The organism is Paenibacillus alba, from assembly GCF_013204855.1.
In the GTDB taxonomy this organism is placed as follows: domain Bacteria; phylum Bacillota; class Bacilli; order Paenibacillales; family NBRC-103111; genus Paenibacillus_E; species Paenibacillus_E alba.
The window spans coordinates 230,072-255,084 of sequence record NZ_JABMKZ010000003.1 but is presented as its reverse complement, the minus strand read 5'-3'; the positions used below and the strand labels follow the sequence as shown (position 1 = coordinate 255,084).

At 46.2% G+C, this 25,013-nt stretch carries 24 protein-coding genes and 1 other RNA gene; 1 reads left to right on the top strand and 24 read right to left on the bottom strand.

Annotation, left to right across the window (positions count from 1 at the left end):
* Positions 1-60: 60 nt before the first annotated feature.
* The 12 genes from HQN90_RS04680 to HQN90_RS04625 form a co-directional block, all read right to left on the bottom strand.
* Positions 61-897 (bottom strand): ABC transporter permease, encoded by an 837-nt coding sequence (locus HQN90_RS04680; RefSeq protein ID WP_246362080.1) that lies wholly within the window; start codon positions 895-897, stop codon positions 61-63.
* The gene (locus tag HQN90_RS04675) at positions 869-1,822 is read right to left on the bottom strand and encodes an ABC transporter ATP-binding protein (RefSeq protein WP_173217058.1); all 954 of its coding nucleotides are present in this window, start codon (positions 1,820-1,822) and stop codon (positions 869-871) included. Before HQN90_RS04675 ends, HQN90_RS04680 begins: the two co-directional genes overlap by 29 nt.
* Positions 1,822-4,245, bottom strand: a complete 2,424-nt coding sequence (locus HQN90_RS04670; protein WP_173216690.1) for a DUF7408 domain-containing protein — start codon at positions 4,243-4,245, stop codon at positions 1,822-1,824. The genes HQN90_RS04675 and HQN90_RS04670 overlap by 1 nt, the downstream gene beginning before the upstream one ends.
* Before the next feature lie 125 nt (positions 4,246-4,370).
* A complete protein-coding gene (locus tag HQN90_RS04665) occupies positions 4,371-5,051 on the bottom strand; it encodes a TerC family protein (RefSeq protein WP_173216689.1) in 681 nt (226 codons plus the stop codon).
* A 68-nt stretch (positions 5,052-5,119) separates the two neighbouring features.
* Positions 5,120-6,328 (bottom strand): tRNA uracil 4-sulfurtransferase ThiI, encoded by a 1,209-nt coding sequence (gene thiI / locus HQN90_RS04660; RefSeq protein ID WP_173216688.1) that lies wholly within the window; start codon positions 6,326-6,328, stop codon positions 5,120-5,122.
* A complete protein-coding gene (locus tag HQN90_RS04655) occupies positions 6,325-7,503 on the bottom strand; it encodes a cysteine desulfurase family protein (protein ID WP_173216687.1) in 1,179 nt (392 codons plus the stop codon). The genes thiI and HQN90_RS04655 overlap by 4 nt, the downstream gene beginning before the upstream one ends.
* A 123-nt stretch (positions 7,504-7,626) precedes the next feature.
* On the bottom strand, positions 7,627-8,346 hold the full coding sequence (locus tag HQN90_RS04650) for a lytic transglycosylase domain-containing protein (RefSeq protein WP_173216686.1): 720 nt from the start codon (positions 8,344-8,346) through the stop codon (positions 7,627-7,629).
* Between the two features lie 119 nt (positions 8,347-8,465).
* Positions 8,466-9,758, bottom strand: a complete 1,293-nt coding sequence (locus HQN90_RS04645) for a hemolysin family protein (protein ID WP_173217057.1) — start codon at positions 9,756-9,758, stop codon at positions 8,466-8,468.
* 333 nt (positions 9,759-10,091) lie between these two features.
* The gene (locus HQN90_RS04640; RefSeq protein ID WP_173216685.1) at positions 10,092-10,529 is read right to left on the bottom strand and encodes a fatty acid desaturase family protein; all 438 of its coding nucleotides are present in this window, start codon (positions 10,527-10,529) and stop codon (positions 10,092-10,094) included.
* Between the two features lie 21 nt (positions 10,530-10,550).
* Positions 10,551-10,766: a DUF1540 domain-containing protein gene (locus HQN90_RS04635; protein WP_079419937.1), complete on the bottom strand. Its 216-nt coding sequence runs from the start codon at positions 10,764-10,766 to the stop codon at positions 10,551-10,553.
* A 47-nt stretch (positions 10,767-10,813) separates the two neighbouring features.
* Positions 10,814-11,908, bottom strand: a complete 1,095-nt coding sequence (locus HQN90_RS04630; protein WP_173216684.1) for a glycoside hydrolase family 15 protein — start codon at positions 11,906-11,908, stop codon at positions 10,814-10,816.
* A 76-nt stretch (positions 11,909-11,984) separates the two neighbouring features.
* Positions 11,985-12,485: a YpuI family protein gene (locus HQN90_RS04625; RefSeq protein WP_173216683.1), complete on the bottom strand. Its 501-nt coding sequence runs from the start codon at positions 12,483-12,485 to the stop codon at positions 11,985-11,987.
* Between the two features lie 171 nt (positions 12,486-12,656).
* On the opposite strand from HQN90_RS04625, the gene HQN90_RS04620 reads away from it, so the two are divergent.
* On the top strand, positions 12,657-14,594 hold the full coding sequence (locus HQN90_RS04620) for a S8 family peptidase (RefSeq protein ID WP_173216682.1): 1,938 nt from the start codon (positions 12,657-12,659) through the stop codon (positions 14,592-14,594).
* A 144-nt stretch (positions 14,595-14,738) separates the two neighbouring features.
* Here the strand turns inward: HQN90_RS04620 and rnpB are convergent.
* The 12 genes from rnpB to HQN90_RS04560 all read right to left on the bottom strand — a co-directional run bounded on the left by rnpB (position 14,739) and on the right by HQN90_RS04560 (position 24,984).
* An RNA gene (gene rnpB, locus HQN90_RS04615) (RNase P RNA component class A) lies at positions 14,739-15,156 on the bottom strand.
* A 62-nt stretch (positions 15,157-15,218) separates the two neighbouring features.
* Positions 15,219-16,328: a Nif3-like dinuclear metal center hexameric protein gene (locus tag HQN90_RS04610; protein ID WP_173216681.1), complete on the bottom strand. Its 1,110-nt coding sequence runs from the start codon at positions 16,326-16,328 to the stop codon at positions 15,219-15,221.
* Complete coding sequence (locus HQN90_RS04605) at positions 16,304-17,068, bottom strand: tRNA (adenine(22)-N(1))-methyltransferase (protein WP_173216680.1); 765 nt, start codon at positions 17,066-17,068, stop codon at positions 16,304-16,306. Before HQN90_RS04605 ends, HQN90_RS04610 begins: the two co-directional genes overlap by 25 nt.
* Positions 17,069-17,071: 3 nt before the next feature.
* Positions 17,072-17,902, bottom strand: coding sequence for a hypothetical protein (locus HQN90_RS04600; RefSeq protein WP_173216679.1), 831 nt, complete (start codon positions 17,900-17,902; stop codon positions 17,072-17,074).
* A gap of 110 nt (positions 17,903-18,012) precedes the next feature.
* Positions 18,013-19,128 (bottom strand): RNA polymerase sigma factor RpoD, encoded by a 1,116-nt coding sequence (rpoD, locus tag HQN90_RS04595; protein ID WP_028558036.1) that lies wholly within the window; start codon positions 19,126-19,128, stop codon positions 18,013-18,015.
* Between the two features lie 36 nt (positions 19,129-19,164).
* On the bottom strand, positions 19,165-21,012 hold the full coding sequence (gene dnaG, locus HQN90_RS04590; RefSeq protein WP_173216678.1) for a DNA primase: 1,848 nt from the start codon (positions 21,010-21,012) through the stop codon (positions 19,165-19,167).
* Positions 21,013-21,060: 48 nt separating this feature from the next.
* Entirely contained in the window at positions 21,061-21,525 is a 465-nt protein-coding gene (locus HQN90_RS04585) for a YaiI/YqxD family protein (RefSeq protein ID WP_173216677.1), read from the bottom strand.
* 92 nt (positions 21,526-21,617) lie between these two features.
* On the bottom strand, positions 21,618-22,433 hold the full coding sequence (locus HQN90_RS04580) for a pyruvate, water dikinase regulatory protein (protein ID WP_173216676.1): 816 nt from the start codon (positions 22,431-22,433) through the stop codon (positions 21,618-21,620).
* Between the two features lie 185 nt (positions 22,434-22,618).
* Entirely contained in the window at positions 22,619-23,368 is a 750-nt protein-coding gene (gene recO, locus HQN90_RS04575; protein ID WP_173216675.1) for a DNA repair protein RecO, read from the bottom strand.
* Positions 23,369-23,413: 45 nt separating this feature from the next.
* Complete coding sequence (locus HQN90_RS04570) at positions 23,414-23,566, bottom strand: YqzL family protein (protein WP_079419911.1); 153 nt, start codon at positions 23,564-23,566, stop codon at positions 23,414-23,416.
* Between the two features lie 98 nt (positions 23,567-23,664).
* Complete coding sequence (gene era, locus HQN90_RS04565; protein ID WP_079419909.1) at positions 23,665-24,564, bottom strand: GTPase Era; 900 nt, start codon at positions 24,562-24,564, stop codon at positions 23,665-23,667.
* 6 nt (positions 24,565-24,570) lie between these two features.
* Positions 24,571-24,984 (bottom strand): cytidine deaminase, encoded by a 414-nt coding sequence (locus tag HQN90_RS04560; RefSeq protein ID WP_173216674.1) that lies wholly within the window; start codon positions 24,982-24,984, stop codon positions 24,571-24,573.
* Positions 24,985-25,013: the final 29 nt, after the last annotated feature.

Here is a 25,013-nt window from a genome sequence, read left to right as displayed (position 1 = left end):
GCAGACAGCTCCTTCCTGATGAGCATTATCCATAGTTACACCTTTTTTTGTAACACCCATTTATTTTTTACGTTTCATAATCGGTCTCAAATATCTTACACTCAGCCATATTAAAAGGCTCAGCAGCACGGCATACGCGGCTACGAAAATATGCCACATTTGCAGATGCGTATGTCCCTTAAACAACTCCTTGGCAAAATCCGGCACCATCAAACTGACCAGAACGGCCATCGGATTAAAGCTCAAGAAGTAGCCCAGTACCTCTTCATTCATTCCTCTGCGGCCAATATTGCCAAAAAATAGTCCCGCCAAAGCTGTAAATCCAAAAATGAAAAGCACAAAGCCATACGTGGCAATAACCGAAATGACTGTTTTCTTCAGAATTGTGGAAAAGAAGATCCCGACTGCCCCTAAGAGCAGCATCACAAAAATATAAAAAACAAAAACAGACAGCACTTGCAGCGGAGATACTCCGCCATACAGAAACACAATGCTGTAAAGCGGCATTGTCGCCACTACTGTAAGCAGCATAAAACTAAGCGACGCAAACAGCTTGCTCAAAATAATCGTCCCTGAGCTTTGCTGCGTCGTCAAAAGCATGTTGAGTGTTTGTTTTTCCCGCTCGCCACTGATGACCCCAGCCGTTAAACCCGGCGTCATGAAGGCGATAAGAACTAATTGAGTTCCGCTCAGGAAATAAAATAACTGGCTGCTATTAGCCGTGCTAAGCACACCGGATTGCATGTTTCTCATATTGATATAAGCGAAACCAAGCGCAATCAAGCCAATCGCCAGTAGATAGACCAGTATGGAAATCGGTGATCGGATTGTCCGCATCCGCAAGCGGAATTCTTTTTCCATTACAGGATTAATCCAATTTAACTTGCTGTTCATCATGTGCGCCGCCTCCTTTCGTGATTTCCAGAAACACATCTTCCAGATTCGTTAATGCTTCGCTGAACGACAAGAGAGGAAACCCATTTTGGATCAATCGCGCAAGTAGATTCGTCTGATCCTCGTCCGTCCCGCCAAAATGGACATGCAGCCCTTTCTCATCTTGCAGCACCATCGTCACATGCGGCTGCTGCTGCAAGTAGACGACAGCCTCCTCCGCTCTGTTTGCCATACGAACTTGCAGCACACGATTGGCTTTCATCCTGCTTTGGATGTCTGAAACTTTACCTTTTGCAATCAATTTGCCGTATTCAATAACACCTATTTCGTCAACCATCTCTGCTAGCTCCGGCAAAATATGCGATGAGATGATGATCGTTTTCCCCATCGCCTTAAGTTCCTTTAGGATCTCTCGCATTTCGATTCGCGCTCTTGGATCAAGCCCTGAGGCCGGTTCATCGAGAATCAGCACCTCTGGCTCATGTACGAGGCATCTGGCTAAGCAGAGACGCTGCTTCATGCCTCGTGATAAGGAATCCACGTAGAAATCCGCTTTTTCCGTTAAATTGACAAGATCCAGCAGCTGTGGAATCAGCTTCATGCGGTCAGCTCTCGATATGCCATAACTGGCACCATAGAAATCGAGATACTCCGTTGCTTTGAAATTGTCATAGACACCAAAAAAGTCAGGCATATAGCCGATCAGTTTACGAACTTCCTTTGGTTTCTCGGTGACATCGTATCCGCCAACTTGAGCGGAGCCGGAGGTTGGGTTCAGCAGTGTAGCCAGAATCGACATCGTGGTTGATTTGCCGGCTCCGTTGGGACCTACAAAGCCAAAAACGGTACCTTTATCAATCTGCATGGTTAAAGAATCTAGCGCCGTAAAATTCCCATATCTTTTCGTTAACTCTGTGGTTGTAATCATCATTTCACCGTTCCTTCCAGAGAAACAGCCGGAATGCGGAACATCGTATTATTTTGTACCGTTGCAGCTCTCATCCGAATCGTTTTCCCCTCTAAGATATAAGGCTGCAGCTTATCTCCCTCCCATGTCTGGTAGGATTTTAAGGGGAATGGCTCCCATGCGCCTGTTTGTGCATTCCATAAGTCCAAAGTTACTTCCGGATTTGGATCTCCAGTTATCTCCAGCTTGTGATAGGCAGCCCCTGGCAGAGGAGGCAGGCGGTATACCAGCGTGATATCCCCACTGGCCATCTGCATGAAAGGTCCCTCCTGAATCTGAATAGCACTCATTTTCAAATGGTTATCAACGAAATCTGGTAGGATGGCCGTGCTAGGAATCACGATTCTACCGTCAGGTGTGACATAATCAAGCTTCATCTCTTGCGCAACCAGCGTAATTTCTTCAGTTGGCACCGTACTATTTGAAGTAAGTGACAACGATGACTGTTCCTTGTACCAACCAACGATCATAGGCATGAATCCACCGGAAATCTTGGATTTACGTTGGATAAACGTGTTTAATATGGCACGCTGCTGCAAGCTGTAATCCAAATTGCTGTTCGTAGTTGGAAATGGAAACGCAAGCTGTCCATAATTCATGCCATTTGAATTACGATTGCCGATCGCTGTATCAAAGCTCGATGAAGCGCCAGCTTTTACAGGTCCTAGGTTGACATAAGATTGATTAATAAGAAGTGCAACGTCTGTTAAATCCTTCTTCGTGTTGTTTGTAATTTCTCCTTTTGCCCCGTTGGCTGACAACTCTGTAAGGTGATAGTCAAGTTTTCCCAGCTCTATTGGCTGTTCCCTGTTAAAGACGAATTTGCTGACGGATGAATAAGGAATATCCTGGAGACCGACGATTGTCTCTTCTTGTTCTTGGCGAATGATAAACTCATTGCTGTCATGCAACTGCAAGTTTGGGTATACATCGCTTTGGAAGAACGGAGATACCGTTCCCTTTTCCGGGAATCTGAGTTCAATATTCCCACCCTTTGGCAGAAAGACAGACGTCATGGATTGTTTCATTCCGGAACCGGATCCATTCAAAGCGATCGTGTTAAACGTCTGAGCCATCTTGTTCCCCCGATTGGAGGCACTGAATTGAAATATTCCGACGCTTGTAACAATCGCAACTAGCGGAATGATATACCATGCCCATTCTCTACGATCTAAGCGGCGCAAAATCAAATAAAGCAGCGGTCCAACAACGATCGCGTAAATCAAGAGTACGATAGCAAGTCCACCTAATTTGGGCGGCAGCAGAGACGGAAAGTACTCCAATGCCTGATTCATTTCCCAGTAACCGTTATTGCCATTACGCATTTGATTCAAGTCGTATGCGTTTGCCTTTTCAATTGGCTCAGCTAATAGCTGTTCCCATAATCGCGAATTCCCGTTCCACGAGGCCATCGGATTCAGAGATAAATCATACGCAGCATAAGCCACGTAACCGGCTCCATAAGCGCTGCGAGCATAAATAGGCAAAGTATTCTCAGATACAATTGCTACGGAGCCTTTCGTCAATGACGCTTTGGAAAGCGTAAAAGGCTGTGTAAGCTGCAGCTCCTTCTCCCCCATTTTAGCCACTTCGGAGAGTGCTTGGACCGACTCTGTTCCTTGATAAGCCACAGGAGCCATCTCAGCAAATGGGGCTGCTGTCTTGGAGTACCCTGCGCCTCCAGCAAGAATAAGCGTACCGCCTCGTTTCACCCATTGCTTAGTAGCCTGCACTTGTTCTTTGGACAGAGTATCGGATGCAAAATCATTGAAAACAAGCACATCAAAGCTATCTAACCCGAGTGCCTCCTGTGGTATTTCCTGCTGCTTCAGGTGAATGAGATTTAGTTTCTTCCCTGCTTGGTTAAGCAAACTTAGGAAATTCATTGTATCTACATCCCGAGCTAAGACGCCTACTTGCAGTGTCTCCTTAGGGAACTGGAAGGCTTCCAAATAGGTTTTGCCATCTAAAGGGATTTTTTTCCCGCTTTTAACGGTCTTTTCATAAAAAGCTATGGAATTATTGCTGCTCGTATACGAAAAGCCAGGTATCAGAAGCGTGACCACTTTTGTACTGCCTTTGGGCAGCTCAACCTGCTGCGCATAACTAAAATCCTTGTTCCCATTGGGATTAGCCACCTTGATCACCAAATCGCCCGATAGATCAGTGCCTTTATTGTGCAGAGTTATCTTTACCGGGGTCCAAACACCTTGTTTCACGTTCGATGCGCCAAATCCGATCTCCGATTGAATCTCAATCATCGCGGTTTCAGCATACGCTTTATCCAAAAAAAGTGCGTTTCCTTGCAGCCATAGGGCTATGATCAAACTTCCAATCATGCCTATAAAACGAAATGAAGCTTTGCTAATCGGACTAACATTCACACGATTGACTCCCTTCTCAACTTGCTTGTCTCATAAGTAGACGACAAAACTGGAAAAAAGTTTCAATTATGTCGTATAAAAAAACCACCAAGCTGCATCACCAGCTTGGCGGTTGTCCTTCCCATCTATTCGTTTCTGGTTTTAAGCTGATGCATCCGCATCCCTTTGACGCTTAATCCGATCATAATGACCAGCGCTGCCGCTGCAATCGGTATCCAGACATGCAGATATTCATAATCCATCAGCACCCAATCAATCATCTTCTCGTCCTTCACGAACATTTCACCGGCCGTATAGCCTAGAATTCCGGCACCCATGAACACCAGAATCGGATATTTCTGAAGCAGGTTCATAACAAGCGTACTCCCCCAAATAATGATAGGGATGCTGAGCCCGATGCCTAGAATAATGACGGTGTTATTCCCGTTTCCTTTTGCCGCGATGGCTAGCACATTATCCAGACTCATCACAAAATCGGCCACAATAATGGTCCAAATCGCTTTGCCAAGCGTTGATGCCTCTTTCACATTCGCATGACTGTCATCATCGGTCAGCAGCTTAATGGCGATCCAGAAAAGCAGAATCGAGCCGCCTGCCTGTATGTAAGGGATATCCAGCAAGCTTACGGCTACTAAGGTCAAGACCAGCCGCAATGCGATGGCTCCGAATGCCCCCCACCAGACGGCAAGCTTACGCTGCTCGACCGGCAGATTTTTGCTCGCCAGCGCAATCACAACGGCATTATCCCCACTGAGTACAATATTGATCAACATTATCTGCAAAAATAAAATGAGCGCATCCAACATGCTAACAACCTCCCGGAATGCATGGTTAGCCGGCGACGGGGGTCACCTTCGGAAGGCCGATAAACGCATTAAAATAAATGCGCGTCTGACACCTTCTTCAACTGTCCATGAACAATTTCAATGGTTTCTGTCTGCGCTGCGGCTCTCTTGATGAGTTCTGGCAAGAAGTCCATACTATTCTCAATTTTCTCAACCATCCGCAGATTTGGATTCGTGCTCGGGGATGGCGGAAGAAACAGGGAACAGCAATCTTCATAAGGTAAGATGGAGATTGGAAAAGTGCCGATGGATTCGGCCAGACGAATAATCTCTTGCTTGTCCATCATCATCAGCGGCTGCAAAAGCGGCAATGTCACCACTCGCCCGATGACATTCAGGCTTGGCAGTGTTTGGCTGGCTACTTGTCCTAAGCTTTCTCCGGTGACCAAACCGTTCAATCCTTCGCGATCAGCAATTTGCTCTGCGATGCGGTACATCGCTCTTCTTATAAGCGTTACTAATAAATTGTCCTGATAAGCGCGGTGAATCGAAGTTTGAACTTCTGTAAACGGAACAAGGTGAAGCTTCAACGAGTCCGTGTAAGAAGCCAACTGATGTGCCAGATCAATGACCTTTTCCTTGGCGCGCTCACTTGTGTAAGGAAAGCTATGGAAGTGAATCGCTTCAATCGTAAGTCCCTTGCGCATGGCAAGCCATCCGGCAACTGGGCTGTCAATACCGCCTGAAAGCATTAGCAGCGCTTTGCCGCTCGTTCCGGACGGGAAGCCGCCTGCCCCCTCAATCACTTCCGCATACAAAAGCACCTGCTCCTCGCGAATCTCTACGCGAAGCTCGACCTCAGGCTGATGCACATCAACCTGTAAACCAGGGCTTGCTTGCAGGACATACCCGCCTACCAAATAATTCATTCTCTGCGAATCGAGCGGGAATGATTTATTCACTCTGCGTACCGTTACCTTGAAGGTTTTCGGTTGTTTTGGAAGAGCCTGCATGATCTGCAGAGCGATCTCTTGGATGGCTTCTACCTCCATCGGCGCGTGATAGGCAGGGCTGAAAGACGCCAGTCCAAAGACGCGCTGCAAAGCCGCCGAAGCTTCTTCGTAAGCTGCTCCCCCTAGCTCCACATATACGCGTCCGTATTCAGAAATATACCTTAAATCGGGAAAAGACCCTAAAACCTTACGAATTTGTGCCATTACGCTGCGCTCAAATCGTTTGCGATTTTTCCCTTTTAGAGTCAATTCGCCAAAACGCAAAATCAAACAATCCGGTTTCATCTTCGCTTCCCTCTTCTTTCCGATGTTTGTTTTAACAGCGGGGCCAGCTCCTTCACAACCTCACGAAGTGCTGCAAGAAACTGCTCCGCCTCTTTCTCTTGATGTTCTTCCGAGAAGCTGACTCTTAGGCCGCTTACCGCTTGCTCCCGACTGCAGCCTAAAGCTAGCATAACCGAACTCGGATCTGATTCGTCCGAGGCGCATGCTGACTTGGTCGATATGTAAATGTGTCTTTGCTCCAAGGCATGTACAACAACTTCTGCCTTCATCCCGGCAAAGGCAAAATGAATGATATGGGGAGCCATTTCCTCAGCCAGATCCGAACCGGTCAACGTGAGCTCTGGAATCTTGCTGATTCCTTCAACAAGCAAATGCCGGACGCGATATTTCTGCTCCATTTTGACTTGCAGGTGCTCCATAGATAACCGAAGCGCTTTCGCCATACCGACTATGAGCGGGACATTTTCTGTGCCTGAGCGAAGACCATATTCCTGTCCTCCGCCGACAAGCTGCGGCGTTAGTTGTACGCCTTCTCTGCGGTATAAGAACCCAACACCTTTGGGCCCACCAAACTTATGTGCAGATGCGCTGCAAAGATCCACTCCCCACTCCTTCGGATGAAAAGGCAGCTTGGCAATTCCCTGTACGGCATCGACATGGAACAACACTTTCGGATAATTAGCCAGCCAATGCCCAATTTCTTGAATAGGCTGTATCGTTCCGACTTCATTATTGACAAACATCACGCTGACGAGAATGGTATCGTCGCAAATAGCCGCTTTTAGAGCTTCAAGCTCCACACAGCCTTTATGATTAACAGGCACATAAGTGACTCGAAATCCCTCGCGCTCTAGCTGCAGAAACACTTCCTTCACAGAAGGATGCTCGATTTGTGTGGTAATCAGATGCTTGCCGCGATTGCGATAGCTATAAGCCACACCTTTAATCGCCAAGTTGTTGCTCTCGGTCCCGCCGGATGTACAAATAATTTGGCTCGGCAGCACGCCCAAGCTTCCTGCTATGACCTCTTTCGAGCTATGCAGCAGCTTCTCCGCTTGAACGCCTAGCCGATGGATGGAAGATGGGTTGCCATAGTGAAGCTTCATTACTTCCGCTATGGTATCTATTACTTCTTCATATAACGGCGATGTTGCCGCGTAGTCCCAATAAAGCATAACTGACTGAGTCCCCTTTTTCCCATTAAAGCTTATTATCACTCATAACTCAAGCTTCCCTTGCAGCGCAAAAAGCTGATCGCCGCATGATACTCGCGGAAATCAGCTTCTGAAAATTATTAATTAGAGGGAGAAATTGTGCTTACGATTAAATACTTTGGATACGTATGCTTGTGTTTCTTCAGGCAACAAATGCAGCTTGTTGGACAGATCCTGATCTGTCTTAATGCCTAAACGATCCACTCGACCTGGACCTGCATTGTAAGCGGCAAGCGCTACGCCTTCATTCCCATTGTATTTCTTAACTAAGCTGCTGAGAAAATGCGTGCCTGCATCTATATTTTGATGGGGATCAAACGGATTCGTCACGCCAAAACCGCTGCCTGTTCCATCCATGAGCTGCATCAAACCTTTGGCACCGGCCGAAGAGACGGCTTTATGATTAAAGTCCGATTCTTGTTGAATGACCGCCTTAACTAGCGAAGGATCAATCCCGTACTTGCTGCTAGCCTCTTGAATAATACTTTCATACTGGGTGGCTATGGACTTGTTGTTGGTTGATTGTAAAGGTGAATAAGCCTTATTCAGAGCGGCCAAGGAGCTTGGAACGCTATTCATTGTGTTATTACCTAGCAGCGAGCTAAGCGTATCTTGACTTGACTGACCGGAAAGATCTGCTCCGGCAGCTTGTCCCATGACCGTCTCAAGCAGTGCGCTGAAGTCGTTCGAGTCATCCTTGCTTGAAGCTGCGTTGTCACCGGAGAGCAAGCTCATTTTACTGAGCATCTGAAGCTGGAGTAATTCTTTCATCACTCTAGGGTCTATGCTGTTCGTGCTGTTCATCCGTCAGGCCTCGTTTCTACCATTTTTATCATTGTTAGGTATATTGTACACGTTTTGCGCCCTGACGACCATCCCTAAATTTCAAAAAAAGACAGTCATTAGACTGTCCCTCTTCCCGTTCAAGAAATATTTTGCTGTAACATTTCATTCTCATCTGTCAGCTTGCGGACAATGACACGCGAAATGCGCAAATGATCCGTTTCTTCTACGATGAACATGAATTCATCATTATAGTTGACCTGTTGGTTCTTGCTTGGCGGAATCTCTGTTTGGGAATAGATCCAGCCGCCGATTGTATCATAGTCATCGGATTCAATTTCAAGTCCGAAGTATTCGTTAACTTCATCAATAAGCAATAAACCGTCGATGGAGAAGCTAATCTCATCTTTGATTTCGATCGTTGGGCGCTCTTCATCGAATTCATCCTGAATTTCGCCAACAATCTCTTCCATAATGTCTTCAAGTGTGACAAGGCCGGATGTACCGCCATACTCATCGATCAGCAAGGCCATCTGGCTCTTTCTTTTCTGCATCATTTTCAGCAAATCACTGATATGAATGGAATCTGGGACCGTCGTAATCGGTCGAATAATTTTCTTAATCCCTTTCAGGTTAGCATCTGGCTTGAGCAAATCCTTGATGTGAACGAAGCCGATGATGTTGTCTTTGTCAGGGTCACAAACGGGATAGCGCGTGCGCATCTCTTTAATCGCAATCGCCAGATTCTCTGCATAGGAAAGTCCAGCATACAGACATTCCATCTCTGTTCTTGGAATCATGATCTCCCGGGCTGTGGTTTCCGCAAATCCGAATATATTATCAACAAGCGTGAGCTCTGTATTATCTATAAGTCCGTTTTTGTGACTTTCTTTCATGAGGACTCGAATTTCATCCTCGGTATGCGCTGCTTCATGCTCCGTTGTAGGTTCAATCCCTGCACGGCGAAGCATCCAGTTGGAAATACCGTTCAGGATCCAAATAAACGGGTACATCACTTTATAAAATAAAACCATAGGTCCCGCTGAAAGCAGCGTTATTTGTTCTGCCTTCCGAATTGCATAGGTCTTAGGGAATTGTTCACCTAACGTAATATGCAATGTCGTCATTAAGGAAAAAGCAATAATGAAAGTAATTGTGTGGAACACCGAATCCGGCAAATGCAGCGGTGCAAATAACGGTTCCAGAATTTTGGCGAACGTCGGCTCCCCGACATAACCAAGCCCCAACGAAGTGAGTGTAATCCCAAGCTGACATGCACCTAGATAGGCATCGAGATTATTCATGATTCCTTGAGCGAATTTAGCATTGCGGCGACCTTCACCAACAAGTGAATCAATTCGACTTCCTCTTACTTTGACCATCGCGAATTCAGCAGCAACAAAAAAACCGTTTAACAATACCAGTCCAAACATTAATAGAAAACTAATTAACGTTTCGGGCAAAGGATCTTCCAATACCTTACCTATCCCCTATCAAGCGCGAAGCCGCACCAAGGAGAATAGGTACACCTCCCTTAATTTCGATTTGAATTTGAAATATCACTTTTTATTATATAATAATACTGTAAGCATTCAAAGGTGCGAATATGACTCCTGAAGCCAAATAGTACGAGCAAATGGGAGTATAAGCACTAAAATGATGCTTTAATGAGTCTTTACCCGCTATTTATCCCGCTGAATCCCGAATTCTCCTGATTTTTTCATACAAAAAGAAAAACAAGCCGATAAGTCGGCTTGTTTTTTCCATTAGCCATAATAGGGAACTAGTAAAAAATAGGCGGCGGCGGCAATAAACCCAAGGGCTATGGACCATGAGCCCAACCCCTTGTTTCCCATAACGATCGCAATAATCCCCAGCACAATTCCCGAAATACCGAGCAAGACGGGCCAGACAAACAGGGAAGCCAAGGCTACGAACAAGGCGATATAGCCTACTGCCTTATTGCGCGTCACAACTTCAACCAATTCTTCAATTTCCTCATCGGAAACCTCAGACTGAGCATTCTGGCTTACTGCCCCTGATCTTGCATACGGTTCCGCGTATTGAATTCTTCGCGGCGGTGAAGGCGCTGTGATTTCGGCTGCGTATTCTTCCTTATGGTTCAATCCGCTTTCAGTGCGAAGCTGATCCCGTTGGAATCGCTCCTTCGTGGCTTTGTCTAAAGGTTCGTCGATTTGAGTCATACGGCCTCCACGCTGAACAACCTAATGTTTCTTTTTGGCTTTAAATGTGTGGCAACATGTATTCGCAACTTTACTTGCAGCATCCTGATGATCGGTATCGAATGATTCCCCGGCAAACTCTTCCTTATAATTGGCGGTTGCATGCTGATCAACTTCAATCATGATTGTCCCTGCGTTACAGTTGTTGCCTTGCTTCCAATATTCGCAATTGGCAACTGAACATTTCACATCTGGCATCGTCATCACCCCTTTAATAATTTGCCCGTCATCAGGGTGATCTATGCTTATTGCAAGCTGTCAGAAAGCACCAAGAACATGGCATGAGACCACAGCAATGGGACAGCGGGCTCGCCATACTTGGATATCCATTCTGCATGGGCAGAAGGCTCTCTTAAGGAATCTGCGACTTGTTCAGGCAATCGCCCGAGCGAGTCCGCTTGGCTTATAATCCATGAAAGCGCACGCTGCGCGGCTTCAATATTACCCAGCTTGGTCTGATACCATCCATACCACGCCGTCAGCAGGATCCATTCGCCCCCTCCAAAATAGCGATCTTCCACATAGCGCTGAATACCGCCATGCTTGAGATCAGCTTCTATGGCTTGGACTGTTTTTACCATAATAGGATCATCTGCATCACATACGCCAAATGGCACTGAAAGCCACAGCAGGCTTGCATCAACGCCATGCAGGGCAGGCTGCCAAACTTCGTTCACACAATGAATGGATTTCACGAAGCGGCCATCCTCGGTACAATGATCCAGAATAAATCCCTTAATCATTTCAGCTTTCTCCAGCAGCTCCGTACGATGCTCCAGCTTGCCAAGCGCCTTCAAACCGCCATATACGCAGGCCAAGGTTGCAGGATGCACATAATCGGGATATTCTTCCCAGCAATCAAAATTCGGGTAATGCCAGAACGTCATCAAATAATCAACCGTTATCTCAATACTGTCTCTCAACTCTTCCAGAATTGCCTGATTCCCTGTCAGTCTAACATGCTCCGTCAGTCCCCAAAGCCAAGCGCCATAACCATCCAGCTGGAAATGCCCCCATTCCGAAGCGTCATCCCGTCCATCCAGATGATAGCGGGTTCCCAGAAATTCAGAACGATCAATCCATTCTTTTCGTTCATGCTTTTGAATCAGAAGATTGACTTGAGTACGCTTATCCTTCAGTACACGGCCAACCCATCTATAAAAGAGGGCTGCGCTTTCCGCTTCGTGAACTCGGTCCATCGCATTCGCAATAAAGGTGCCGTCTCTTAGCCAGCTATAGGCGTATGTAGGAAAAAGCGGCGAGGCAATGTAGCCTCCACGAGGATGCTGATTCCATTTTATTAGTGCGATACTGGTTTTGATTAATGAGTCACGTTCCATCCATTCGCTCCCCTTTTAAAAGAAAAGAGATGCGCGAGTATCGGCATCCCTTTTATCTTTTGTTTCTAATGTTAAATTATACTTTCTCGCCTTGCATACGACGCTGTGTGATGTAATCTGTTTCATAATAAGAAAGATCCTCACGAAGCTCTTCAAATACTTTGGACAGCTCAATCGTCAAATCGCGCACTTCACGTGAAGGCTTTTTGCGGAAACGAATAGCATCTTGTCCTGTATAAGCGTAACGACCATCTTCGGAATAGCATTCATTTTTGGGATAGAAAAATGTATTAACGCAGGTATGATAAACTTCATACAGCACTTTTTCCGAAAAATCCACATTAAAAGTAGGACGTCTCAAGCTAACGCCCAATTTCTCGTACGCGACTTCACAAAATACTAAAAGATGACGAGTATCTTGAAGATAACCTCGGTAAAATTCATCCATAGCGGGATCATTCTCCACATTTAACAGTGAGAGCGAATGTTGATTCAGAAACAGCTCCATTTTGGCAGTTGTTTCTTTTAACTTCGTACGTGTTGAATCACAAATATTTTTCACATTAAAAACAGCCATCTATGAAGACCTCCTCTAATTGCGCTATTCCTATCCTACCATAAATTGAGATGAAAAGGTATATGCAATACGTCAGTTTCCAAGCATAAAACATTCCGCTGCGCCTAACACTAAGGAAAGGTAATCGTTTCGTCTACGGAATACGAAGCAAGCCTAGAAGGAGGTCTATTCATGCGGCGTTATCTATCTGCTATAACTCTAGCTCTTGGTTTGGGTATTATCCTCTTTCCTCACCACTCTAATAATGAGACCAAACCTGGACCGGAAGTGTATAGTGCCAAACACGAAACCACTTCCAAGTTAGCTCTTCTGGAACAAGATGTGAAGCTAACCGATGATCTGTGCAGAACCCAGTGTTCAACCGATTATAGTAAAGTGCTAAGTCAAATCGAGGCTGGTGAACCCGCGGCGCAAGTACTCAGCGCAATGAAGACACAGCACGAGAAAATGGATCTCCTCATTTGGTCCAAAAACAATCAACCCTTGGACCAGGGGATCAAAGCAGGGGAAATTCCTATTTCTTACAAAGAGCAAGCGAATAGCTATTTGATTGAGGCCAAACGAGCAGCGGATGCCGGCAGGCATTATCAATCGCCCAAATTCGGTGCGGCGCAGCAAGTTTATTTTGTACAGGGTATGCCCTCTTCAGCAGGAGACAGCTCGCTGGTTGGCGTCATCCATCAAGATATTTTGCATCAGGTCACCGATCATCAAATGAAGAATCTGCGTCTCGAGCCTTATCCCAACGAAAATCGTTGGAAGGTTGAGTCTGTGGATACAGACACCTTGAAAGACAAGGTCGTCGATCATCCCGAAGATAATCAAGGAACAAGTCATTACCATCAGAATGAAGTTGTTGTCAAATTCAAGCAGGACCCCACAGAAGCCCAGCTTGCTCAGATCAAAAATGAAATCAAAGCCACTTCTGTTCAAAAGCTTGGTTATACCTATGTATTCCGTACCGAAGGTATGGAAGCCAAAGCGCTGATGGCTTATTTCGGCAAATGGGATGTCGCTTATGTGGAGCCCCATTTTCTATATCTAACCAATGATTATTATGACGATCAAGAGTCTGATTCCACCGATTCAACAAATGCCAGTTCAAGTGATTCCAATTCTTCCAATGGCACCGTTTCTACTGATACACAAACAACCAGCATTTCGCCGAATTTCAAACCAAATGATAACTTGTTCAGCAAGTATCAATGGAACCTTCCTTCGACGGAAACTGTCCAAGGCTGGCAGCTCAATCGCGGAGCCAAAGATGTCGTTATTGCTGTAGTAGACACCGGAGTAGATTTGCAGCATCCCGATTTGAAAGGGCAATTGCTGCCTGGATACAATGTGATAAAAGATAATGACAACCCCCAAGACGATGTTGGACATGGTACCCATGTCACGGGCGTCATCGCAGCCTTAGTTAACAATAATTTAGGCGTTGCCGGGATGACGTGGTACAACAAAGTTCTCCCCGTCAAAGTTCTTGATCAGACAGGGGCTGGCAGCACCTACTCTGTTGCGCAAGGGATCATTTGGGCTGCCGATCATGGCGCCAAAGTGATGAATCTTAGTCTTGGCAATTATGCCGACTCTGGATTTTTGCACGATGCCATTAAATATGCGTATGACAAAGATATAGCGCTCATCGCGGCCAGCGGCAATGACAATACCGAAAGACCTGGTTATCCTGCCGCTTATCCCGAGGTTTTTGCCGTAGCGGCCAGTGATTCTCAGAATCAAAAAGCTTCCTTCTCGAATTATGGGGATTATATTGGTGTCACCGCGCCTGGTGTTAGCATTGCAAGTACGTATCCTGACAATCAATACGCAGCTTTATCAGGAACATCCATGGCAAGCCCTCACGTAACAGCTTTAGCCGCATTGATTCGTTCAACGAATCCCAACTTGAAAAACACGGATGTTTATCAAATTATGCGAGATTCGGCCCGTGACCTAGGCACAAAGGGCTTTGACAAATACTTTGGGTACGGATTAATTGACGTTGCCAAAGCGATTCAACTGGCAGAACAGCGGACAAGCACTACCTTTACCTTTCCGCAAAATTGGTTCCTTCCCCAGCGCTTGATTGCGAAGAAGTTTGCAAAGTAACAGTTACACACAAAGGGCTGCCCAAAGGTCACAAAACCTGATGGGCAGCCCTTCCCTGTTTTTTCATAAATAAGGGAGAACACAATATGCTCTCGAACAAAATTAAATACCCGCAAGGCCTAAGCCTTGCGGGTAACCGACAGTATGGAAAGTTTGCCGTAAGCCGGGTTCTGTACTTCCGGTGGTCATAGCGGGCGTCTGTCCCCTGCCACCATTGAAGCGACAATCATCTATCTAGGCCATACATTGCTGCACAGCTCAAGCGACCAACCCGAACGCGTCTCAGGCGAAGACTGCCGCCTCGAAAGCGGCTAGCGTTCCTCTAGGTCTTGCTCCAAGTGGGGTTTACCAGGATCTATGTCACCATAGAACCTCGTGGTCTCTTACACCACGGTTCCACCCTTGCCTGATCTTGTCCGAAGACAAGCCATCGGCGGTCCATTTCTGTGGCCCTATCCTTCAACTCGCGTTGACTGGACGTTATCCAGCACCCTGCCATATGGAGCCCGGACTTTCCTCTCGCTGTGGCTTACCCACAGCCAGCGATTGTCTGTCAAACTTTCCGACGCATTTGCTAGTATACTAGGAATGCCTTTGAATTACAACTATTCTTCATTTCCACGGCTACAGAAATTGAAATGGTTCCGTCTCTATAGCAGAAGCGATTACCTGCGTATCCGACTTGATCAGCTGCTTGGCGAGATATTCGGCGACGCCGCGCTTCATAATCTTCTCGACGTTGTGACCAACGTCGATGAGCGTAAGTCCCGCCGCGAGCGCATCATGCGCGGTGTGGTAGTCGATGTCGCCGGTGACCAACACATCGGCGCCGGCAAACATGGCGTGCCGCATGTAACGGCCGCCAGAGCCGCCCAGCACGGCCACCTTGCGGATAGGCCGCGCTAGATCGCCAACGACGCGCACGGCGGGCACGTCGAAGACCTGCTTCGCGAGCTGCGTCAGCTCGCGGAGCGTGATGGCCGCGGGCAGCTTGCCCACGCGGCCAAGACCGAACACTCTACCCTTGAGATCCATCGGGTAGAGGTCATAGGCCACCTCCTCATAGGGGTGGGCCTTCAGCATTGCCTGAACCGCCTTGCGCTGAACGTTGGCGGTTACAATGGTCTCAACGCGTACTTCCTGTACGCGCTCCAGCTTGCCCGCTTCCCCGATATACGGGTGCGTCCCTTCCTGCGGAAGGAACGTTCCCGTTCCGGGGATGTTGAAGCTGCAGTGGCTGTACTGCCCGATCCACCCCGCTCCTGCGGTGAATAGGGCATCCAGCACTGCCTGATGGTGCGTCTCAGGCACGAAGACCACAAGCTTCTGCAGCTTCTCCGTATGTACATCCTCTAGATGCGTAAGCTCCGATAGGCCTAGCATATCCGCCATCATATCATTGACGCCGCCTTCGGCTACATCCAGATTCGTATGGGCAATATACACGGCGATATCGTTTTTAATTAGTTTTTCATATAAGCGGCCTGCCGGTGTATCTGTCTGCAGGTGTGCAAGCGGTCTGAAGATGATGGCATGGTGGGCAATAATGAGATTGGCCCCAAGCTGAATCGCTTCTTCCACAACTTCATCGGTGACGTCTAAAGCCACAAGCACCTTCTGAATTTCCTTTTGCAGCGAACCCAGCTGTAATCCGATTTTGTCATCAGGCATCGCATAATGCTTCGGCGCCAGCTGTTCAAACAGCTGGATTACGGTTTGACCTTTTGCAAACAAGCGAGTACCTCCTTTATTTCCATCATTTCTTGACGAACTTGTTCAGCTTTCACTTTTGACGCTTCGGCGCTAGATCGTCCGAGCTGATCGACAATCATCGCTAACTTGTTCAGTTCGTTACCCCATTTGGTAAACCAGACCTCTGGAGCCTGACTGATCAGATAGGGACCCATTTGAAGCAAACGCTCCTTCGTTACCTTTATTCCACCTGATAAAATACGCTCGACATATAGCGCCTCGAGCTGCGCCTTCTCCTCATCCGGTACAGCTGAAGCCGTCAAAATTTCATAAATTTTTCCGTCCTCCTCCAGAATTGTTTCTGACTCCAGCTTCCATCCTTGCTCTAACAACCAGCGACGCACATAATCTTCTCCGACATTCGGCTGCAGAATGAGATGTGTAACCCCCTGCAGCTTATGCTTTCCAGCTTCCAAAATACTCGCCATCAAGCTCCCGCCCATACCGGCAATCGTAATGACTTCGACTTCGCCTGCCTCAATAACCGCTAAGCCATCTCCCGAGCGTACACTAATCTTCTTCGACAATCCGCTTTCAAGCACCTGACGTGTTGCCGCTTCGAAAGGACCGGGATTTACTTCTCCTGCCACCGCAAATAAAATAATACCCTGCTGCGCCAAATACGTTGGCAACAGGGCATGATCTGACCCAATATCCGCTAATCTTGATCCTGCTGGAACACGATCTGCAATCATTTGCAATCTGTTTGACAATTTCACCATCGTTTACATTACCCACTCTACCCATTTTTTACGCAGCAAAAACAACGCTACGCCTGCTGAAACTAACTTACCTGTGAAAGACAATTGAATAACGCGAGAGCTCATATCTACATCCGCCAAAAACGTCATCGCTTCAGGCGCAAACCAAACGATGCCTCCTACTAAGAGCAGCACACTCGCCGCTTGCTTATTCGTATGATGCGCAAGCCAGGCAATCCATATAAGTACAATACTAACCGGAATCCAACTAATTTCAAGTGAGAACCAACCAGGATTCTCAAGTTTATGCAGAAGCAGCCATCCATAGGTCCCAACCAAGCCCATCCATCCACATATCTGGAAAATGGCCATACGCCCTATTAGCCCATTAAATAACCAAACAACACTGCAAAAAGCTAAATATCCAATGTATGAAAACGATGAATGCACATCGTACATATCCATTAAATATAATCCAAGCAAAAGTAAGGCAATTGAAGAAACACCGCAAAGCAAATAGGAAACGGCCGGCGCTTTATGATATTGCCGATAAGCAAACGCGTAACAAATGATAACAAAAAGTGTGGAAATTCCAATTTGCATTGGCATTCCAAAAGAGTTAAAATTAAGAGCAGATAAGGCCAGAGCGGCAATAACCGCCATAATGACTAACCATATTTTCCAATTACTGTTTGTTACCGAGGTTGCCGATATCCCCATTAATGAAGCCGGTTTTGGCGTTGCCTCATCTACATACAAATTCAAAAGAAAATCACAATAATGCTCAGGAAGCAATTTGCTTCTGCGCCAATGATCGATTTCCCTTACAATCACTTTCCTTTTCTCTGCATCCATTTATTCGCTCACCTTCCTAGCTACTTTATCGGTGATTTTAGGTTTAATTTTTATAGCAGTTTCAAAAGAAAAAGACCCCGCCGAATTTGGCAGGGCCCTCTCACAGCGATTTATTCCAAGAAATCTTTCAATCTTTTGCTGCGGCTAGGGTGTCTCAGCTTACGCAGCGCTTTAGCTTCAATCTGACGAATCCGCTCGCGGGTAACACCGAATACTTTACCTACTTCTTCTAGTGTACGCGTACGTCCATCATCAAGTCCGAAACGTAACCGAAGCACATTTTCTTCTCTTTCTGTCAACGTGTCCAGAACATCCTCAAGCTGTTCTTTCAGAAGCTCATAAGCAGCAGCGTCCGCTGGTGCAAGTGCTTCCTGATCCTCAATGAAGTCTCCCAAATGCGAATCATCTTCTTCACCAATCGGTGTTTCTAACGACACAGGCTCTTGTGCGATCTTCATGATTTCACGAACTTTATCCGTACTTAAATCCATTTCTTTGGCAATTTCTTCCGGCGTAGGTTCGCGCCCCAGCTCTTGCAGCAATTGACGAGAAACACGGATTAATTTATTAATCGTTTCGACCATATGTACAGGAATACGAATCGTTCTCGCTTGGTCTGCAATGGCACGGGTGATGGCTTGACGAATCCACCAAGTTGCATAGGTACTGAATTTATAGCCTTTAGTATGATCAAACTTTTCAACGGCTTTAATTAAACCCATATTACCTTCTTGAATCAAGTCAAGGAACAACATGCCGCGGCCTACATACCTCTTGGCAATACTAACAACAAGTCGTAAGTTGGCTTCAGCGAGGCGTCTCTTCGCTTCTTCGTCCCCATTTTCAATTCGTTTGGCTAAACCAACTTCATCTTCCGCAGAAAGAAGCGGCACACGACCAATTTCCTTCAAATACATCCGAACTGGGTCATTAATCTTAATTCCCGGCGGCAACGCCAGATCATCATCGAAGTTGAATTCATCGCGCTCGTTCTCTTCAGGATTCATGGAATCCTCATCGGATTCATTCCCAACATCGATACCTTGCTCGGAAAGCTGTTCAAAAAACTCATCGATTTGTTCAGGATCCTGATCGAAGGGAGCTAATTTCTCCATAATATCCTTGTAAGTAAGTGAGGACCGCTTTTTACCCTGCTCAATAAGCTGGTCTTTCACCTGGTCCAGGGTCAACTCTGTCTCTAATTCTGTACGCTGATCATTCGCCATAGTACGGACTCCCTCCTCCCTAGTCATTCAGCAATTCTAAGTTGACTTCAATCGTTTTTCTAGGGCGATAATTTCAATTGCTATTTGTGCTGCTCTTAGATGGTCGCCCGCGCGCTCGGCGCGAACTCTTTCTTCTTTCTTGCGTTCAACTTCTTCTTGCATGGGAACTTTGCGAATTTGGCGAATATAGTCGTCAATCACTTGTTCGTTCATTCCATGACCAGCTCCCATCATAACAATGGAACTAGCCAAGCTCTCCAGCTGTTCATCTTGCAGCATGGCAATGTATCGGCTTGCATCCGGCTCAGCATTCTGAGCGTAGTAAGCATATAAATAAGCAGCTAAGACTGCGTGAGCTTCAACATTGAATTGATCACCCAACTGTGCTTCCACATGGGTACAAACATCTCGATCATGCATCATTACAGCAAGAATTAATCGTTCTGCATTGTGATAAGCAGGCAAAAGAGAAGGCGTTTTCTTGCGTGTTCGTTCCGCTGTTCTCCCATTATTCATAACATTATTCCACAGAATTGGTTTATTATCCCCATCCGGTCGGTTTTTTTCCGATTGCAGCAAGATTTCATGAAGATCCAACTTCATGGCTTCATAGGAAGATTCTGGGAATTCTGAAGCCAGTTGTTTCAAATAATGTTCGCGTTCCATAGGAGAATGGAGATCACTGATTAATTTCACAGCGGATTGCAAATAACGAAGTCGGTCACCATCCTCGTGCAGCTTAAAATTTTTGCGGATGTAGAGCAGCTTATATTTCATCGATGGCACGGCAGGTTCAATAATCTCCCGTACGAATCGGTCAAAACCATAATTTCTTACATAATCATCAGGATCTTTGCCATCAGGCAGCATCGCTACGGCGACTCGACTCCCTGTCGCTTCCAAGATCGGGATGCTTTTGAAAGCTGCGGATTGTCCTGCTTGATCTCCGTCATAACAAACGACGATCTGATCTGCGTTTCGGTTCAGAAGTGCGGCATGTTCCTTGGTTAATGCCGTTCCCATCGTTGCAACGCCATTGCTGATTCCGGCTTCCCATGCTTTGATTACATCCACATAGCCCTCGAAGAGAACCGCTTGTTGTAGTTTGCGCATATTTGGCCTAGCTTGATGTAGATTGTACATCGTTCTGCTCTTGTTAAAAAGAACCGACTCCGGACTGTTCAAATACTTGGGCTGCGCATCTCCCATTGATCTGCCGCCGAATGCAATGACTTTGCCTGTCGCATCGCAGATCGGAAAGATGACGCGTTCCCGAAATTTATCAACATAGCCATTCCCTTCGTGTTTGGCAGAGATCAATCCGCCTCTCTCCATCAACGCCAAATCGAATCCGCGTTTATCAAGCTGTTGAACAAGTGTGTCCCACATCGCCGGGGCATAGCCAATTTGGAACGTATCAATCAGCTTATCCGATATGCCTCTTGAGGTTAAATACCCTTTGGCTGCTTTGCCTTGCTCGGTATTGCCAAGAATAAAATGGTACAGCTTTGCTGCAAAATCATACGCTTTAAGCAAGCTGGCTTTCTCTTGCTGCTGTTCATTCTGCTCATCTGTTGCTTCTTCCCATGTGATCGGGATGTCTGCATCTTCGGCAAGCTTGGTGACGGCTTCAGCGAAGCTAAGCCCTTCAATTTCCATAATAAATCGAATAACATTGCCGCCTACATTACAGCCAAAGCAACGATAGATCTGTTTCTCCGGTGTAACCGTGAAGGAAGGACTTTTCTCGGAATGGAAAGGACATAGTCCCTTCATATAATGCCCTTGCTTGCTCAAATGCACGTGCCTGCCAATCACATCAACGATGTCATGGCGTCCCAGTACAGCCTCAATGACCTCTTCAGGTATGCGTCCGTACCTCATTTTCTTCCACCTACAATTCAGGTCGCTTTTCCGACTAATTACTATTCGCTACTCATTTTCGTTTTCCTGCAAATATTTTAAAAGTTTTGTCAAACCATGTAGAAAATTTTTACGATCTTCTTCGGTAAAAGGTTTTGGACCCTTGGTATGCTTGCCGCTTCTGCGCATTTTTGCCGATACGTGGCGACGTTCCAATAGGAAATCAATCGAACTATTGGTATATTCCTGCCCGCGATTCGTCAAGCAAATTGAGCCTTTGGCCAATCCCAATGCCGCAAGACCGAAATCTTGTGTGACCAAAATATCCCCAGGTTTAATTTGATTGGCAATGTACAGATCGACAGATTGATCTGACCGATCTACTTGTACGACCTTAACACCTGGATTTTCTTTCATTCGGTGATCAAACGAAGCAACGAGGACAACTTGTACACCAAACTGCCTACCTGCAAGCTCAATTTCAGATTTCACAGGACAAGCATCGGCATCAACGATGATGCTTCTTGTGCGCATTTCCTTCAGCCCCTGCCCATTAAATGAAATCTCACCGTACTATTATATACGATGAACTTGCAAAAAATCCTGCTAGAACAAACATAAAAACCTTATTGAATTCGTTCAATATGATCCATAACCAAACTTGCTGTTTCTTCCACAGCGCGGTTTGAGACGTCGAAGATCACACAGCCAATTTTGCTCATAATTTTATCAGCAAAAGCCAGTTCTAATTTAATACGTTCTACATTGGCATAGGTTGCATTTTCTGCTAATCCAAGTGTACGCAAACGTTCTTGACGTATCACATTCAATTTGTCCGGGTCAATGCGCAGCCCAATAATCTTATCCTTCGGAACCGTATAGATCGCAGCAGGCGGCTGCATTTCTGGAACCAAAGGAACGTTGGCTACTTTGAATCTTTTATGTGCCAAATACATAGACAAAGGAGTTTTAGAAGTACGAGACACCCCTAATAGAATAATATCTGCTTTCTGAATCCCGCTAAAATCTCTGCCATCATCATACTTAACCGCAAATTCAACAGCTTCCACCTTCTTAAAATAATCCTCATCCAGTGGATGGATCATGCCTGGCTGTCTGCGCGGCTCTTGGTGCAAAGCTTTCCCAAGGGTAGCTACAACGGGGCCGAGAAGATCAATATGCGGAATGTTGAACTCTTTCGCTTTCGCTATGAGATCGTCTCTTAGTTCTGGAATCACTAGGGTAAAGACAACAATGCCTCCATGAATGCGTATGGCATTCACGACTTTATCAATCCCCTCAAAATCATGAATAAATGGAGCTCTGACAATTTCAACTGGAACTGGATGAAACTGCATAGCAGCCGCACGAACGACGGACTCCCCGGTCTCTCCAACAGAGTCAGATACCACATATACGCGCGTAGGTAATGGATGATCCATATTCCCATAGCCCCTTTCAGCAGGGACGAGGCCCTACATTGTCATTTGTATGTCACGTGTACGAGAACAGAACGAAAGCATAAAAAAACTCACCAATATGCGGGCAGCACAAGGGCGAGGTGATTTCCACCACATCATAGCAGAGGCCAAATCACATGTCAAATCAGAGAGTTGGCGAAATCATGCTATATATTATACTTCTCCATTTGTTCAATAAATCCTCTTGATTTCCATTGTACGCCAATATGAACATCCATATAGGCTCGCATGCAGGCTTTCAACTGGGCTTTTGTTTCTTCTTTTACTTGGACGGCTCCGAGCCTGCGCATATCCATACGGGGAAATAATTTCAGCAATTTCAACGTTCCTTCTGCGATAGGAATTGCCACTGCATCCTTATAACGGCAGCGCGTGCATAACGTTCCTCCCATAGCAGGGCTGAAACTCGTGATTCCCGACGTTTCTCCACAGGACACACAAGCGTCCGTTACAGGTAAATAGCCCGCCAAATCAAACATCTTCATCTCATAAAGGTGAACGACAATTTGCATGTCCTTTCCCTCTTGAATCGCCATCAATCCAGCTTTCAGCTGTTCAAATATATACGTACTGCCTTCCTCTTCGCCTAACATGCGATCCGTCATCTCCACCAAGTAGGAAGCGTGAGCGGACATATGCAAGTCTTCGCGCAGGGCATGATGAGCTTCAATAATTTCCGCGCTGTTCAGCGACCCCATTTGACCCCTTTGTTTAAAAAAAACAAAATCGCCGTACGTAAAAAGCTGCGTAACGGCGGCATGTCTACTTTTCACTTTCTTCGCACCCCGAGCCATAACGCCAACCTTACCTAGCTCGGGGGTGAACAGACTTATGATCTTGTTCCCCTCTCCATAGTCCATACTACGGAGCACGATCCCCTGTACACTACGCAGCAAATGATTTCCCCCATGAAATGCCGCTCTGAACTTATGAACATTGGTTTACATATTCAAACCCTCGAGCGGCTCTTCGTTACTTTGATCCTCTTCCTGCACATCGGTATCCATACCTGGTTCTCCGGTAACTTGTTTGTACAGTAAATAGGCGTCTACATCACCGGTCTTTGAAAAATACGTCCACGAAAAGTCTTTCATGTTCAGCATCCTCCCCATCGAACGTGATGTTCATAGGATGTGCAGAGAATGCTTCTCTATGCGAGACAATAACTGGAACTGTTTAGGTAATTACAGAATCAATCATGACGGAAGCCCAGGTCTCTCAGGACTCTGTCTTGATTTCTCCAATCTTTCTTCACCTTGACCCAAAGTTCGAGGAATGTTTTTGAACCTAACAGTGTCTCAATATCTCTGCGCGCTTGTCTTCCAATCTCTTTGAGCAAGGCACCTTGTTTCCCGATAACAATGCCCTTTTGTGAATCCCGCTCAACAAAGATAACCGCAGAAATATGAACAACGCCGTTAGGCTCCACACGCATATCCTCAATCTGTACAGCAATGGAATGGGGAATTTCTTCCCTTGTCATATGCAGAATTTTCTCACGAACAAGCTCAGCGCAAACAAATTGCTCTGGGTGATCGGTAATTTGATCCGCTGGATAATACTGCGGCCCTTCAGGCAAATAACGAATAATCTGCTCCAGCAGCGTCGTTACATTGTTCCCTTTAAGCGCTGATACGGGTACGATTTCTGCAAAATTATACAAGTCTTTGTAATTCGTTATAACCGCCAGCAAAGCTTCCGGCTGCACCAGATCAATCTTGTTTAACACAAGAATGACAGGTGTTTCAATATGCTTCAACTGCTCAATAATATAGCGGTCTCCGCCGCCAATACCATCTGCAACATCAACCAGAAACAACACAGCATCCACTTCACCCAAAGTGCCATGCGCTACTTTACTCATGTAATCGCCCAATTTGGACGTAGGTTTATGAATACCCGGAGTATCCAGGAATACAATTTGACCGTTCTGCGAAGTGTAAACTCCGTGAATTTTGTTTCTTGTTGTTTGGGGCTTGTCGGACATAATCGCAATCTTTTGTCCGATAATTTGGTTCATAAGTGTCGATTTCCCTACATTCGGACGTCCGATGATAGAGACAAAACCTGATTTAAATTCTTTTTTAGCCACTTCTAGTTATCCTCCATTTGAATGCAAATCTTTCGTTGTAAAAGCGCCCGGCAGCAAAGCGGACACCGTTGTTTCGACAAAATCACCTTTGAGACTGCCTAAATATACAGGCATATCCGGCGCACACAGCTCAACAAGCACCTGCCGGCAAACACCGCAAGGAGAAATCGGTCCTTCTGTGTCTCCCATGACTGCAATGGCTTTGAAGGAGCCTGCTTTGTGTCCATCGGCGATTGCTCTGAACATCGCGGTGCGCTCCGCGCAATTGGTTGGTCCGTATGCTGCGTTCTCAACGTTGCAGCCATAATGAACATGGCCGTCTGTATCAAGCAGCGCGGCACCTACTTGAAAATTGGAATAAGGCGTATAAGCTCGTTTCATCGCTTCTTTCGCGTGTTCAATGAGTTCTTGTTGATTCATAGAGGGCAGCCTTCTTTCCTTTGTATAGT

Bases quoted from the DNA above. Each gene is read 5' to 3' on its own strand.
- thiI (WP_173216688.1), bottom strand. From the start codon at position 6,328: ATGAAACCGGATTGTTTGATTTTGCGTTTTGGCGAATTGACTCTAAAA.
- HQN90_RS04620 (WP_173216682.1), top strand. From the start codon at position 12,657: ATGCGGCGTTATCTATCTGCTATAACTCTAGCTCTTGGTTTGGGTATT.
- HQN90_RS04600 (WP_173216679.1), bottom strand. From the start codon at position 17,902: ATGGATGCAGAGAAAAGGAAAGTGATTGTAAGGGAAATCGATCATTGG.
- HQN90_RS04635 (WP_079419937.1), bottom strand. From the start codon at position 10,766: ATGCCAGATGTGAAATGTTCAGTTGCCAATTGCGAATATTGGAAGCAA.
- HQN90_RS04580 (WP_173216676.1), bottom strand. From the start codon at position 22,433: ATGGATCATCCATTACCTACGCGCGTATATGTGGTATCTGACTCTGTT.
- HQN90_RS04560 (WP_173216674.1), bottom strand. From the start codon at position 24,984: ATGAATCAACAAGAACTCATTGAACACGCGAAAGAAGCGATGAAACGA.
- HQN90_RS04570 (WP_079419911.1), bottom strand. From the start codon at position 23,566: ATGAAAGACTTTTCGTGGACGTATTTTTCAAAGACCGGTGATGTAGAC.
- HQN90_RS04640 (WP_173216685.1), bottom strand. From the start codon at position 10,529: ATGACTCAAATCGACGAACCTTTAGACAAAGCCACGAAGGAGCGATTC.
- HQN90_RS04665 (WP_173216689.1), bottom strand. From the start codon at position 5,051: ATGTTGGATGCGCTCATTTTATTTTTGCAGATAATGTTGATCAATATT.
- HQN90_RS04655 (WP_173216687.1), bottom strand. From the start codon at position 7,503: ATGCTTTATTGGGACTACGCGGCAACATCGCCGTTATATGAAGAAGTA.
- HQN90_RS04630 (WP_173216684.1), bottom strand. From the start codon at position 11,908: ATGGAACGTGACTCATTAATCAAAACCAGTATCGCACTAATAAAATGG.
- HQN90_RS04625 (WP_173216683.1), bottom strand. From the start codon at position 12,485: ATGGCTGTTTTTAATGTGAAAAATATTTGTGATTCAACACGTACGAAG.
- HQN90_RS04675 (WP_173217058.1), bottom strand. From the start codon at position 1,822: ATGATTACAACCACAGAGTTAACGAAAAGATATGGGAATTTTACGGCG.
- HQN90_RS04585 (WP_173216677.1), bottom strand. From the start codon at position 21,525: ATGCGCACAAGAAGCATCATCGTTGATGCCGATGCTTGTCCTGTGAAA.
- HQN90_RS04645 (WP_173217057.1), bottom strand. From the start codon at position 9,758: ATGTTTGGACTGGTATTGTTAAACGGTTTTTTTGTTGCTGCTGAATTC.
- HQN90_RS04650 (WP_173216686.1), bottom strand. From the start codon at position 8,346: ATGAACAGCACGAACAGCATAGACCCTAGAGTGATGAAAGAATTACTC.
- HQN90_RS04680 (WP_246362080.1), bottom strand. From the start codon at position 897: ATGATGAACAGCAAGTTAAATTGGATTAATCCTGTAATGGAAAAAGAA.
- dnaG (WP_173216678.1), bottom strand. From the start codon at position 21,012: ATGAGGTACGGACGCATACCTGAAGAGGTCATTGAGGCTGTACTGGGA.
- rpoD (WP_028558036.1), bottom strand. From the start codon at position 19,128: ATGGCGAATGATCAGCGTACAGAATTAGAGACAGAGTTGACCCTGGAC.
- HQN90_RS04605 (WP_173216680.1), bottom strand. From the start codon at position 17,068: ATGGTGAAATTGTCAAACAGATTGCAAATGATTGCAGATCGTGTTCCA.